Annotated in this window: 11 protein-coding genes; 5 read left to right on the top strand and 6 right to left on the bottom strand. The window is 54.6% G+C overall.

Translation table 11 applies throughout. The features are described from left to right. Positions 1-3 precede the first annotated feature (3 nt). Both ACR0A2_RS18820 and ACR0A2_RS18815 read left to right on the top strand, forming a co-directional pair. Complete coding sequence (locus ACR0A2_RS18820) at positions 4-162, top strand: DUF4177 domain-containing protein (RefSeq protein ID WP_152460674.1); 159 nt, start codon at positions 4-6, stop codon at positions 160-162. Continuing rightward, entirely contained in the window at positions 155-2,047 is a 1,893-nt protein-coding gene (locus ACR0A2_RS18815; protein WP_170474331.1) for a type IV secretory system conjugative DNA transfer family protein, read from the top strand. The genes ACR0A2_RS18820 and ACR0A2_RS18815 overlap by 8 nt, the downstream gene beginning before the upstream one ends. Positions 2,048-3,607: 1,560 nt before the next feature. Here ACR0A2_RS18815 and ACR0A2_RS18810 read toward each other — a convergent pair. Together ACR0A2_RS18810 and ACR0A2_RS18805 are read right to left on the bottom strand one after the other, a co-directional pair. Beyond that, positions 3,608-5,146: a ShlB/FhaC/HecB family hemolysin secretion/activation protein gene (locus tag ACR0A2_RS18810; RefSeq protein ID WP_480836661.1), complete on the bottom strand. Its 1,539-nt coding sequence runs from the start codon at positions 5,144-5,146 to the stop codon at positions 3,608-3,610. A 124-nt stretch (positions 5,147-5,270) separates the two neighbouring features. Continuing rightward, entirely contained in the window at positions 5,271-5,570 is a 300-nt protein-coding gene (locus tag ACR0A2_RS18805) for a hypothetical protein (protein WP_170343556.1), read from the bottom strand. Between the two features lie 381 nt (positions 5,571-5,951). On the opposite strand from ACR0A2_RS18805, the gene ACR0A2_RS18800 reads away from it, so the two are divergent. From ACR0A2_RS18800 to ACR0A2_RS18790, 3 genes are all read left to right on the top strand, one after another. Then, positions 5,952-6,467, top strand: a complete 516-nt coding sequence (locus ACR0A2_RS18800; RefSeq protein ID WP_170363834.1) for a DUF805 domain-containing protein — start codon at positions 5,952-5,954, stop codon at positions 6,465-6,467. A gap of 73 nt (positions 6,468-6,540) precedes the next feature. Then, entirely contained in the window at positions 6,541-7,311 is a 771-nt protein-coding gene (locus ACR0A2_RS18795; protein WP_170343554.1) for a hypothetical protein, read from the top strand. Then, entirely contained in the window at positions 7,295-7,831 is a 537-nt protein-coding gene (locus ACR0A2_RS18790; protein WP_170343553.1) for a hypothetical protein, read from the top strand. Before ACR0A2_RS18795 ends, ACR0A2_RS18790 begins: the two co-directional genes overlap by 17 nt. Before the next feature lie 395 nt (positions 7,832-8,226). Here ACR0A2_RS18790 and ACR0A2_RS18785 read toward each other — a convergent pair whose 3' ends face one another. The 4 genes from ACR0A2_RS18785 to ACR0A2_RS18770 all read right to left on the bottom strand — a co-directional run bounded on the left by ACR0A2_RS18785 (position 8,227) and on the right by ACR0A2_RS18770 (position 12,276). Then, positions 8,227-9,264, bottom strand: coding sequence for a hypothetical protein (locus ACR0A2_RS18785; RefSeq protein WP_170417776.1), 1,038 nt, complete (start codon positions 9,262-9,264; stop codon positions 8,227-8,229). Between the two features lie 87 nt (positions 9,265-9,351). Next, positions 9,352-11,187 carry a relaxase/mobilization nuclease domain-containing protein gene (locus ACR0A2_RS18780; RefSeq protein ID WP_170417779.1) on the bottom strand — a complete coding sequence of 612 codons (1,836 nt, stop codon included), beginning with the start codon at positions 11,185-11,187 and terminating at the stop codon, positions 9,352-9,354. Then, complete coding sequence (locus ACR0A2_RS18775) at positions 11,184-11,603, bottom strand: hypothetical protein (protein ID WP_170417782.1); 420 nt, start codon at positions 11,601-11,603, stop codon at positions 11,184-11,186. The genes ACR0A2_RS18780 and ACR0A2_RS18775 overlap by 4 nt, the downstream gene beginning before the upstream one ends. A gap of 472 nt (positions 11,604-12,075) precedes the next feature. Beyond that, the gene (locus ACR0A2_RS18770; RefSeq protein WP_170417785.1) at positions 12,076-12,276 is read right to left on the bottom strand and encodes a hypothetical protein; all 201 of its coding nucleotides are present in this window, start codon (positions 12,274-12,276) and stop codon (positions 12,076-12,078) included. Positions 12,277-12,818: the final 542 nt, after the last annotated feature.

Below are 12,818 nucleotides of genomic sequence, written 5' to 3'. Positions count from 1 at the left end.
AGAATGAAAAAATTTGAGTATCGTAATGTCTTGATGCGGGTAGAGGAAAATGCAGGCGAGAAGTTTGCGAAGCTCGGGCAAGACGGTTGGGAAATGGTCGGCGTCGTACCTGCCGAGTTTGGCATCGTGTGCTTCTTCAAACGCGAGCTGACCGATGGCTGAGTTTCAGGATCTACCCAAAGGCAAGAAGGTCGCGATAGCCGGTACTATGGGCTTTATCGCTACCTCGGCTTGCGCGGTGTTGGTGGTCGGGCTGGCTCTCGAATACATCAACACCAGAGGCTTTCGCGGGCTGGACATCTGGGCGATCCCAGAGAAGTTCATGGCACAGCCTGCAGAGACGCAGCAGATCATGGGTCTGGTGGCGGTGGTCGCAGTGGGTGTTTTGACCTTTGCATTTGTGGCGGCTGCGCTGCGTGGTCCCTCAACGAAATACGGTGATGCGACCTTTGCAAAGGCCCCTCAGCTCGTCCAGGAAGGCTATGCGTCGGTTCTGAAGCTCAAAGACAAATTGGATAGTGAAATCGTGTTTGCCAAATTTGGTGAGCCAAAGGACAAAAACGCGATCTACTATAAGCCCGGCCCCGGTGTCCAAAAGCCGCACGCGATGTTCATTGCCCCGTCTGGTTCGGGCAAAACCAGCGGCTTTGTGATCCCGAATGTCCTGCGTTTCAATGGGTCTTGCGTCGTCCTGGACATCAAGGGCGAGATTTTCCAGACAACCGGCGCGCGTCGGGCAGCAATGGGCGATGAGGTTTTTATGTTCGACCCCGAGAACCCCGACAAAAGCCACAGCTACAACCCTCTGCGCCGCGCAGCACGTGCCGACAATCTGGACCGGCGATGGGAAGAAGTGATTCAGGTTGCAACTCAGATGTTCGACACGCCCAGCTCGTCCGCGCAGGGCTTTATGGGTGGTGTTGAAGGCATGTTCTGCGCAATGGCGATGCTGGCGATCAAAAGAAAGCGGCCATACATTTCCGAAGTCCTGCGCCTGGTCAAAACGACCAAGCAAAAGGACTATGAGAAAATGGCTGAAGAAGTTGGATATGCGCGAGCTGCAGATGAGTTTCTGAATCTTGCAGCCGAAGAATCCAAAATCCTGCGGTCAACGATTTCGGTTATGTTGAACTCCGGCCTGCAGCTCTGGCGCAACCCGTCGGTAGCAAGAGCCACGCAGGGCAATGACATCAACTTTGAAGATCTGCGTCGGCGCCCCAGCTCGATCTACTTTTCCGTGCCAGGGAAAAAGGTCAAAGAGTTCCGGACGCTCATTCGCCTGTTCTTCCTCGATCTGGTGAACACCATCGAAACTGTTGAGCCGGGCGAAGATGAGCCGTTCAAGGTTTTGATGCTGCTCGATGAGTTCCAACGCCTCGGCCATCTTGAGCGCGTTGTTGAAGCCTATGACACCATGCGATCGTTCGGGGGCAGGCTCGTGGTGATTTCGCAAACACTGTCGCGCCTACAGGACATTTATGGGCACGAGGGTGTGCGGGCGATGCTGGCAAACGCTGGAACCCAGATGTTTGCCGCCTCAGAGGATTCCGAAGTACGCGAACATGTGTCCAGGTCCATCGGGGACAAAACGGTCATAAGCAAGTCGAAGTCTCGAGCACTCGGCAAGATGGAAATGGGCAGCATATCAGAGCGTGAAGAAGGCATTCGGCTGCTCCGGCCAGAGCACGTTGGTCGTCTGCCGGAAAACGAGGTTGTGCTGATCCGCGAAGGCAAGATGCCGGTGATTGCAAACAAGATCCGATACTTCGAAGATCCGTATTTCATGCAGTTCTTGGGTGGCGAAAGTCCGAAGATCAAAGGCACACACCTCGATCTGGCTGTAGAGCAAGCCAGGGACACGGCAAAGGCAGTGGCTGATGCGAAACCGGCCCCTGCCCCGGACAGAGAGGTTTCTGAAAAAGACCAGGAACTTCAGGCGGCATTTGATGCGCAGCGCACGGTCGCAAAGCGGAAAAGTCGGTCAGCGAAAGATATGGCGATGGAGAAAATGAAAGCCAAACGGGCTGAAAGTAGCGCCTTCACTTGACGGGGGTAACAGGACGCGGCCGAACCGGACCTTACTTCAATATGCAGAGAACGGCAGGAGAGAGCCCATTTTGACCGATGCTGCGCGATGTCCCAATGACAGCAATGCACAGAAAGCTGACTTTGCAAAGTTTCGCGTGCCTAACCTGACCGGCCCAGATGGTCGGAGGCTCTTCGTAGAAGTGCGGCAGTATAGATTGTTGGCCTATTTGAAGTAAATTTAGGTGTGGAGCATTGTCGGGCTACGTCGGCCAACGTAATCGCCAGGGAATAAGGCAATACGAAATCCAATTATCCAGATGACAATTGAGGAACTTTTGGTCGATTAATCTCATTGTCCGAGCAAAACCCACCAAGTGAGCTTCAGCGCTGCTTTCGTTTAACCGAAATAATGCATCCAGAGTGTTTTGGATGCCGTGCAGGGACATCTCGTGCCATAGCGTCCACGTTTCCGAGGTGCCGCAACGCTCCGTTGTTCAGCAACACACCGCGCCCTGCATCGTAACGGCGCTGTCCAAATCCGCTGGCAACGCATTCCCAGTTTTCCTTGGTCGCTGCGCTGCGGAACCTGGGTAAGTCGTGCGGGTCATGCCGTCCAGGTGTTGCTGCAACATGATCGTGTTTCTTTGAATTGCTTTGGTGGGTCAAATGGTGGGTCACCTGTGTTGTGCCAGTTGGCTGGACAGTACCGGTCGTCGGCCTTGGCTTTGGGCGCATAACTGTCACGACGCCTTGTGGTTTTGGATGTCCTGGGACGGCCACGTGAGTTGCCGTAGGTTTTGGTGTCAACTGTGGAACTTGACCAGGGACCGCTGTGGGAACCTGATTGGGAGTCGCGGTTGGAACGAGCGGTGGCACAGCAGTTTGACCGCTGGGTTGAGGCGGAACCTGACCAGGAACAGCGACTGGTATTTGGTTAGGTGTTGCTGTCGGCACCAGGGGCGGCACATTGGGTTGAGGCGGAACCTGGCCAGGGACAGCGACTGGTATTTGGTTAGGTGTTGCTGTCGGCACCAAGGGCGGCACATTGGGTTGAGGCGGAACCTGGCCAGGGACAGCTATCGGAACTTGATTGGGAGTCGCAGTCGGAACTTGCGGCGGCACAGCAGTCGGTCCGGTAGCCAACGGCGGAACCTGATTGGGAACGGCTGTCGGAACCCGGTTTGGTGTCGGGTTTGGCACCAATGGCGGAGCTAGTGTCGGCGCTACGATCGGCGTTGGAACCTGACCGGGAACCGCTATTGGCGTCGCGATAGGAACCCGACCGGGAATTGCGTTCGGTACCGCGCCCGGTGCAAGGACCGGCACTGTAACGGACGTGGGCGTTTGCGGCGTTCCTCGAGGTGGCAATTGATTTGCCACCGGCTGCGTTGGGCCGGTAATTTGATTGCCTGGCCCTTGCCCACCGGTCTGCCCGCATCCTTGGCTCGACTGGTGTGGGTTCCCTACGCCTCGGCACCAACCGTATTGGTTTCCGCGGGCAAAGACCTGCGTGGCGGCCAGTCCAGCAATCAAACAAGCTGCGGAAAGTAAAGCAATGCGGTTCCGTTTCATAACATCCTCACCAACTTGTTGTCAGAGCAAGATACGCGCCAGGATCGCCAGAGTCGGTCAAAGGACCGTCCCTCAAAGGAACACCGACATATCCGGACAAGAATAGGTTCCGCTTAAACTCAATGTCCAAACCCAGACCAGTCGATGCCAGTGTAGCACTTTCAACTTCAAAACTCGCAGGGTCATTGTTCGAGATGTAACCCACGTCGAAAAAGGCAAAGGGCGTCAAGCGATGTATGCTCTGGGACCTGGGGAAGTAGGAATGAGAGACTTCGAAAACCGCGGAGATCCCAGAATCACCGTCAACCTCGTCAAAACGATATCCGCGCAAAGCATAACGATCACCAAGGAAGTACTCCTCTACCGAGGGCAGCCGGTCGGTTGTGAATTGGCCCCAGATCTCAGTGCGCCAAGCTGTGTTGGGCGACAAGCTCGTTAGCGGGCTTTCGTATCCAATGCCGCCCCGTAGATGCCAGAACGAGGAGTCGCCGTCGTCAAAATTCGCGTCCGTCGTATTATTGTTGCCAAACGATAAAGTTAACCCAGCCTCCAGAGTTTGCCCTTTTGGATAGTTTTGCCCATAGAGATACGTTAGGCCGACGACACCTGCGTCACTGGATAATGGCACGCCGCCACTGACTGAGTCCGCCTCGGAAAGGCGATAATCCAGCAGAAGATATCCATAACGGGCCACATCGCGGATCACGGGGTAGCCCAACGCGACGGTGAAGTTCTCGCCATCAACATCTGTTCTTGCAAACTCCCCCGAGAGGTCACGTTTTGCATTTATGTTTCCGTAGAAAACCTCACCGTATAGACCATCGCTGTTTAGCGGCGTGCGATAGGTAACGGCGCCCCACAAAGAGTGTTCGTCGTCTTTGTCCCAATTGTAGTTGCCAGACCCCTCAAATCGCAGCAAATCCCCGACAGTCAGCGTCGAATAAAACTCTTGCACGACATAGAAGCTGAGCGCTTCTCCCAGCTCACGCGGAGGGTTGTCGAGTGTCGCACTACCGGCTTGTTTTCGCAGTGGCTCTCCCAATACTCTCAGCCGAGCACCAGCCTGATCCGGGTAATCAAGTTCGGTCGACACGTCCAAGTCGGGTATGTCCTCGGCGAGCATAACTGCCCGCTCAAATTGTTTGAGAGTTATCGGGTATGCGGTGGTGAGTGGGCGAAAGATCTTTTCCAAGGTTTGGAACGTGCGCGTATCTACCCCTTCAATTTCGATGGTTTGAATGCGTCCTTCATCCACAACTATGCTCTGCCCATCGGGTCCAGGCCAGGCCTCAGCCAAGAAGTAACCGTCTTCTCGGTAGATCTGCGTAATCGTTGATGCGACATCCGCCGCTGTGATGCGCCCCGACCGGTCAAAGGCTAACTGACCGGCAAACGTTAACAGCTCATCGGTATCATACACCGTTACGCCACTGACAGAGTGCTGGGATGCGATGTCCCAAGTTTGGGCCATGCTGTATTTTGGGACTGATACAATAGCCAAAAAAGTGCAAATGATCGCAATTACAACCGAGTTGGTTACGGGCATTTTCTACAACCTTAGCATGATTGAGCATGTTAAAACCCAATCCTATTACGAGGTTTGAATGTCTGAGCTTACCGGTACTCAAATTTGATCACGACTGGTGCTTTCGAGATACACAGCGACCAGATTACAGTGCGCCTTCGTCGCCCAGGAACTCGATACCAGCTGTCGCGCCATCACTGTAAGCAATGCAATTCCAAGGAGCACGGTCCTCACCAACACCGACAGTGACTTGTGTTCCAGCTTCGCTAAACGCGGATGAGAGCACAACGACTTGCGAATTGTTCGTTGTTTTGGCTACATCTCGCAAACACGCCTGCTGAGCGGGTGTGAGTTCGGCGGACGCGCTAGACGTACTCGTTTCGTCACATGCCGCTAGCAATGCAAACAAAGTTGTGCCTGCAATCATCACTGTCTTTTTGGTCATTTTCTTCTCCATCAGGGTCCATCGAATCTAGTGAAATTGGATGCTCCTTTTTGAAGCGTCCGCTTCTACTCAGCCAATTGAGCACAGCTCGATCCGGTGCTTACCTATCTCAAAGATTTGTCGCCAACGGATTGGTCGGGGGAACGATATCGAGTTGATTGCCGGGGCCGACAACAACGGAGGTAAAATATAGTTGTGTCGAATTCGCATGTTTGAATCTAATTTTTAATAAATCAATATTTTTTCCGCGCGTAAATTTCTCTACGCTCTCGTACGATAGGCCTCTGCGTTCAAACAAAAAAGTAACTGGGAGCTAAGAGTGTGTTCCCCTGAGCGGCGAAGCGATTTGAGGCCGCACAAAAACAATGAAGGGATTGAAAGATGGGATTTGGTGAAGCCGTTAAGACGTGTTTCTCGAAATACTTCCAGTTCTCCGGTCGGGCTATACGCTCAGAATACTGGTGGTTCTTCTTGTTTGTGGTTCTCGTGAGTGCCGCTTTAGCTGTGCTGGATACGATCATATTCGGGACCAACCCCGAAACAGGCCAGGGATCTCGGGTCCTGTCCTCTGTTTTCCAACTGGCTGTTCTCATACCTATGCTGGCCGCCGGTTGGCGAAGGCTGCATGATACAGGACGACCTGGCTGGTATTTGCTGCTGCCGATGGCGCTCAGCATTACAACGCTCTTTGTTATGCTGGGTGGGGTGGCGTTCTTTTCGGTATTGGAGCAAGGGACGGACAACCCCGATGCATTGCGAGGACCTGCGGCCGTCCTGGGCGTGACCGGTATTGTTGTTGTCTCAATTCTTCAATTGGTTCTGTCCATTCTGATGATCTGGTGGTTGACGCGCCCTTCGGAAGAAGGCGCAAACGAATACGGCGAGCCTGTTTCCTGACTTGGTTGTCCGGGCAACGGGCCGGAATTTCTGCTGAATGACAGTGCGAACCGTAACTCAATGGAGAGAAAAAATGAGCTTCAAAACCATTTCCATTGGAATGCTACTGATGGCAGGAGCGACCACAGCATCAGCGGAGTGGTCGTTCAACTCCGGGCCTAATCCCAATGCATTTAATCAAACCGGAAACATGACCCTGGAACTTCAGTGTAACCGTATCCGCTTCGCTCCAGCTGGATATGAGGACAGCCAGGACATTGTGGAGAAGCAAGGGCTTTCCATTCGTTTTTTGAAGAACGGCACTACCGAGGTTGGGGCATTTCAGGTTGGCGCAGAAAACGCTGCCGTGCAGATCGTCGACAACTATCCCGTCGAGGTCAGTTTCAATAGTCAAGAGGACTATGGTTTTGTACTGGACCAGCTTGCGGCCAATGCATCGGTTAATCTGTCGATGATTGATCAAGATGTCAGCTACGGAATCTTTGACTTGAAGGGTTCCAGCGCAGCAATTCGGTCCCTTCGTTCCGCCTGCGACTCAGATGCTAGCCAAGGGACCTCCTACGAAGCACCCGAAGGCATCGTCTATTGTGGTGGCGGAGCGAAAAAACGCCAAATCGAATATGTAATTCTGGACAATCCAGAGGGGGAGTGGGACGCGCGAGTAACGGTCAACGGCGAGTCGATCAGAGCCATGACGGCCTACAGTTACTTCGGAAACTATGAGCCGCCCGCCGGATTTGTCGTCGCCCTGCTTGGGGAAGACAGGTCCGAGTTTCTGATTTTTAGCGAAGGCTCGGTAAACTGGCTGGAATACGGGGACTACAGATATGATCAGTGCAATTGATGCCACCTTCCAAACAGCTTCCCAAATAGTGCGTCAATTGAAAGGTTTAGTTTCCAGGTTTGTGCTGGTCTCTGGTCTAGTATGGAACTCACCAGCTGTCGCGGCTGATGTATCGCAACTTCCGCCCGGTTTGCAGGCGAAGGTTGATCTGGCGGCACAGGCCTGCGCGGAGTTCAACGACGGTCAGTTTGACTTAGACTGGGGTGCGGTTGAGAGGGTCGATCTCGACGGAGATCTACGACGCGACTGGGTTCTGAATGAGTCTGGTTTCGCGTGTTCAAGCGCCGCATCTCTTTATTGCGGAACTGGCGGATGCATGTCGCATTTTTGGGTTGGTGAAGAGGTGCAATCCTTGCTCAATCAAGGCTGGACAGTCGTTGATTTTGGGCGCCAACGCGTTGTTGTGGCAGGTATTCATGGATCCGATTGCGACGGAATAAACCCAACGCCTTGCGTTACGGCCAGTGTTTGGGACGCGGACGCTAAAACGTGGCGCTCGTCTGCTGGTGATTGGGAGTAAACTGCAATTGGGCACCGTATAGAAGCCTGAGAGCCTGTTTGTTCGATGGGTTCTTTGTAGCATGCAAACTTTGGGCGAAGTTTCAGCATATTAATTTATAAAATCAATCTTATACATGTAGAAGTTTAAACGCACCTACACCCAGTCTCGGAATTGCAAAATCTTTTTACGAATGTCCGCTTCGGGCTGAACTGCGGTCCTTTGGAGTAATGTTGCGGATGTCCTCAAAGTCCGCTTCTTGCCTATTCAAACGTGGTGCAGCGAATGCCCGGAATGTCCAAGGACAAGAGTCCGTCCCAATCGGAACAGACCCCACATTACTCCAACCCGGTGGTCTCGCTGTTCCCGGCAACACATTCACCGGCGCGAACAATCATCTATCATGTCCTCCGTGGTTAAAGACTGTGTCCATCATACTCATGGACGTGGGTAGCCTGTTCGCGGGTATGGGCAATCTCTTGCACCACGGCGGCAATCTTGCTGGATGAAACTTGGTGCAGCTCACCAACAACGGCCTCCGCGCGCTCGTAGCTGTCCGGAACGCCTTGGCTGTTGAAATGGGCGGCAGCGGTGGAAATGTCCGCGTCTTTCCAAGTCGCCGTTGTGCCGATTGAAACGCTGTCATGATCGTTGTAGCGGGCCAGGAACTTGCTTCCGTCGAGACCGAAGCTGTGCGCGGTCGCCACAATGTCATCACGCACAGCCAGCCATTTTTCGGCTTCCGTGGGGTCCAGGTTGTCCAACTCGGCCGCATTCATGGATGTGGTGTAGCTGTCATCAGCCAAAGTGTATGCCTGCAGGTCGGTGTCATATGGGCGCAGTTCGGCAACATCGCCTTTCAACTCCCCGATCTGAACGTCCATTGCGGCACGCAAGTGTGGATCTTCGACCTCTCGTGCAAGAGCCTCCATGTTCTCGATGGAGTTCACGATGTCCTTGGTCTGCTGCTCGTAGTTCTCAAAGATGGCCTCCCCCAAAGCGGATTGCATATACTGAACATAGCGATCACCGGGCGACTGGTAGTCGTCGGACTCCTGAAAATCCTTGTCACCACTCAGATCCGCAAGGGACGAATAGTAAGGGTGATACAGATCGTATTCCTGAGCATCACTCATGTGCTGAGAAACCAAAGCCTGCATATCGTTCAGATCAACCGGCTCCCCTGACCGCTCCGCAGCTTCAAATTCGATTTTGAATTCTTCGACCAGATCTTGTTGCGCAGTATGTTCGTCAACACGGCGGTTGGCCTGGTCCTCGATGTCGAAGCTGTTTGAGGCGATGGCTGCACGATCAAAGCCCATCGCCTGCTGTTCTTTCCTGATGATGTCGATCTGCTCTGAAACGCGATCTTCACGCGGGGCGGATTGATCAAATCTGGAATAGGGTGCGAAGTGTTCGACTTCGTTCAAAAGATAGTCTGTACGCGAAACCATAGTTTTTCCTTTGCGAGTTGATGGAAAACTCTGTGATGGGTCTGCCTGGGGCGTTGGCGCGCGCATCAGGCAGACCGGTTAAAGTCCTTACAAGCTGTGCCCGTCATCGTCACCGCGCCCCTGCAAGAGCGGGTGCGTTGCGTGGGCGTGAACGTCTGAAAGTTCTTCTGAGATTGCGATGATCCTGGAAGACGCAAGCTGGTGCAGCTCGTCAACAACGGCCTCAGCGCGGTCGTGGCTGTCGGGTAATCCTTGCGCCTGGAAGTGGGCCGCGGCGGTCGAAATGTCGTCGCTGCGCCATCCCATTGTTGTACCCAGGGTGACGTTCTGATGATCGCCAAAGCGGGCAACGAACGCCTCGCCATCGAGGCCGTAGCTGCTGGCCGTGTCGGTGACTTCTTTGCGGATCGCTGCCCACTTGCCGGCCTCTGAATAATCCAAGACATCCATTTCGGCAGTGCCCATTCCCATCATCGTTGAATAGCGGCGGTCCTCGATGATGAAGGCTTGAAGGTCCGGATCGTTGGTGCGCAGGTCCGCAACGTCGCCCTTCAACTCGCCAATTTGAATATCCATAGCGACACGCAGATGAGGGTCGTCAACCTCACGGGCCAGCCCTTCCATCTTGTCGATGGATTGCAGCAATTCTTTGGTCTGAGTCTGGAAGTCCTCATAGGCCCCCTTGCCCAAGGTGTCCTGTATATAGACCTCGTACCGGCGTGCTGCCGGGGCATAATCAGCGGACGACTGGAACGCCTTGTCATCGACAATATCAGCAAGGGCAGACAGATACGGATGGCTCTGTTCGTTGTCCCGAACGTCGCTGATATGGGCAACAACCTGAGCCTTCAGCTCGGGTGCGATTGTTTCCTCAGAACCGCCTAATTCGATGTGTCGCCGCAAGTTGCTCATGACTTCGGGCGACACATAAGACGGGTCTCCTGGCTCGCCGTAATCATCAAAATGATGGGCTTGATCCAGCAGATGTTCCATTCTCGATACCATAGGTTCCTCACTTTCAACGAGTTGGATGGCAAACTCTTCGATCCGGTCTTTGACAGCGTTGGCGCGCTCATCAAACAGATCCGACATTCTTGCGATGGAGAGTGTCATCACATCACCGGCCATGTCGCGGGCCGTAACTTCAACCTCCGGAGTGCTTTCAACAACAGACAGTCCGGCCTGAACCTTCCACGTGTCGGTCTCAACTTCCTGCCGCAAACCGCGCTCAAGGCGGGTCGTTGCGGTCAGCTCAATTCCGTATCCTTCGGCAACCTCAACCTGGATAGAGCGCTGAACGTCGATGTTCATGTCGCTGCTCATACCCATAGCCAACCACTGCCCATGTTCCACGCCTCGGTTATTCACAACGATGTGGACATGGGGGTTGTCAGTGTCGTTGTGGAACACGGTCAGATAGTCCCAGGTATCGCCAAAATCACCGCTCCCAAACAGGCGATCCGCGAAGTCCAAACCGGCCTCATGCGCGGCATCCGGATAGGTGCCTTCGGGAAAAGAAACGATCATGTGACGGGTATAACCATAGTTGGTTTTCCCGTTGAAATCCTCGGCCCAGGTCTCGATCAGATCACTCACCTGATCGGCATCGAGCGGGGTCACACCATTGTCGCGGATGTCCAACACGCCCTCTGCCCTGACGGTCAGGTAATTGATCTGGCGGCGCAGCTCATGCGCTTTTTTCACCCCACCTTTGCGGACGTGTTTCACAACCGCCTCGGGCTTTCCAACCACAGCACCAAGCCGCGCCTTGATGGATGAGGCCCGCGAGATCATGAACTTCATGCGCTTGGCGGTTTGCAGCTGCTGGCTGATCTGCTTGGACCGATCGATACCCTTCTGCGCTTCCCGGAAGGCTAGCTCCAGAAAGTCCCCTGCCGTCAAATTGTGAGCCGCGACGTTCATGCTTCAGATGTCCTCTCATCGTCGCGCAAGATTCGGCGAATGGCGGAGTCTGGCTCTCGGTTTCGGCGGGCCGCGGTGATCAGCGCCTTCAGGTCTTGCCGGTGCTGGATGATCGCACGATGGAGGTTTTCGACATCGCGCCGGTCGTCATCGGTCCAGATCACCGAACCGCGTTTGGCCGATTTTGCGAGCTGATTGAGGTTGGTGTATCCACCCTGAACCTGCCGCAAGTGCGTCTGCCAGAGATCGACAACGGCCGGGTCAGGATCGAGATACCCGATCAGACGATAGATCAGTCGTTGGATGATCTGGTTGCGGCTCTTGGCCCCAAGCGACTGCACGGCCTCCTCCAAACGCACCAACGCATCTGACGGCAATCGAACGGAAAAGACAGTGGTGTCGCCGGGCTTGCTCAATGTATACCTCTGGTTGTTTTTATGACTTGTAACACAACTACCTTATCCTGTCATACTCTCCAAGAGGAAACCGGGGGTGATTTTAGAAATCCGTATTTTCTCAAATTGCCCCCGGAACAGTTTTGCTCTTGGAGGCAATCTCCACGCCGGGAAAAGGGTCCTGCCCCTTTTCCAGCCAGCAGGCGTGGGTGCCGGTGGACCGGCGCAGGGCAATCACGCAAAGCGGGAGCTGCCCGAACAGCGCCCGTCACATACCGGCACGTTCAAGGTCAGTATGGCATTTTCCGCGCGCCTCAGCGCGCTCAATGTCCCGCCGCTTTCGCGGCGGGTGTGGCAGGGTTGTCTGCTGCCGCATTGGGGCAGGTCGGCACCCCTGCCCGGTCTTAGGACCGCGCGCCACCTGTGGCGCATATGTGGTCCGGCCTGCGGCCGGAGCAGAAGAAAGGGCGGCTTGCGCCGCCCTGCCCTCCCGTCATTCGGTGACGGGATCGTCATCGGTGCGCTTCGGGAAGGCCACCATCTCAACGCCAGGGAACATGCTGTGCTTGACCTGGATCGAGGTGATGGTGCCGGTCTCATCGGTATTGACGAAGAGCACCCCGCATCGATCCCAGAATGTCTTGCCTTCTTTTTCACCGGTCTTGACGCTCAGTTTCAGAGTTTGAGTTGCCATTGTTTGATCCTCGCTATGGCGTGTTTCGATGAACAAGGGAAAAGCGGGCATCAAGGGGATGTCAGCAGGGAATTTGATCCGCGCGGAATGCGCCGCAGGCGCAGGGGACATTCCTTGTTGAAGCGCGGCGCCCGGCCCGGGCGCCGCGCGTCTTCCCCGACTGCCCGCTTATGTTCATCCCTTCAGAAACACCGCAGCCGAGGATCTTCTCCGGCAACGTACTTGAAACTGTCAGACCTGGTGAAAGGCAAGGCTTTCTGGGATCGCTGCGCGCGGAACATCTGAACAAAACGATGTCTTTGATGGCGGCAACATCACCTCGATCCGACACAGGCGCGGCGCTCAGTTCTAAGTTGGGGGTTGCCCTTCTGGGTCGGTATGACCGTCGTCGCAAAGGATGAAGAATGACGGACGGTGCAAACCGCCCTATCCAACTGGCGGAGGCCAAAGACCGGACGGTCCGGCCCTGGTCCGTGCTTGTGCGGATCAGGTAAACAGCCGGACTCAATTTGGATTGGCGGGTTCGGTAGGACGCCCCGGTA

This window comes from Ruegeria sp. H8 (genome assembly GCF_056532905.1).
The sequence above is the reverse complement of the archived record's forward strand: the minus strand, read 5'-3'. Positions and strand labels throughout refer to the sequence as shown.